Here is an 805-nt window from a genome sequence, read left to right as displayed (position 1 = left end):
GGTGATGTACCGCTTCAAGACCCTGCTCGAGCGCGACGCCGACGAGATCTGCGCGCTGGTCAGCGAGGAACACGGCAAGGTGCTCGAGGACGCCATGGGTGAGCTCAAGCGCGGCATCGAGAACGTCGAGTACGCCTGCGGTGCGCCGGAGCTCTTGAAGGGCGAGTACTCCCACAACGCCGGGCCGGGCATCGACACCTGGTCCAACCATCAGCCGCTGGGCGTCGTCGCCGGTATCACGCCGTTCAACTTCCCGGCCATGGTGCCGCTGTGGATGTACCCCATGGCGCTGGCTTGCGGCAATGCCTTCATCTTGAAGCCCTCCGAGCAGACGCCCTCGGCCGCCGTGAAGATGGCCGAACTGCTCGACGAAGCCGGACTGCCCAAGGGGCTGTTCAGCGTGATTCATGGCGACCGCGAGGCCGTCGACGCGCTAATCGAAGCGCCCGAAGTACGCGCGCTTTCCTTCGTTGGCTCCACTCCCGTGGCGCGCAAGATCTACGAGGGCGGCACCCAGCAGGGCAAGCGCGTGCAGGCCCTCGGCGGCGCCAAGAACCACGCCGTGGTACTGCCGGACGCCGACCTCGACAACGCTGCGAGCACCCTGATCGGCGCCGCGTTCGGTAGCGCCGGCGAGCGCTGCATGGCGATCTCCGTCGCCGTGTGCGTGGGTGACGCCACTGCCGACGCCCTGGTCGAGCGTCTCGCCGTCCAGGCCCGCGAGCTCAAGATCGGCCCCGGCACCGAGAAGGGCCTCGACATGGGCGCGCTGATCAACGAAGGCCAGCGCGGCAAGGTCGCCGAC

Annotated in this window: 1 protein-coding gene; it reads left to right on the top strand. The window is 68.1% G+C overall.

Annotation, left to right across the window (positions count from 1 at the left end; all coding sequences use genetic code 11):
* Nucleotides 1-805, top strand: an 805-nt coding sequence (locus OP496_RS18180) for an aldehyde dehydrogenase family protein (protein WP_280565391.1), incomplete at both ends; no start/stop codon positions are given.

The organism is Chromohalobacter sp. 48-RD10 (genome assembly GCF_029889785.1).
Taxonomy (GTDB): domain Bacteria; phylum Pseudomonadota; class Gammaproteobacteria; order Pseudomonadales; family Halomonadaceae; genus Chromohalobacter.
This window is presented reverse-complemented; position numbering and strand designations above follow the sequence as displayed.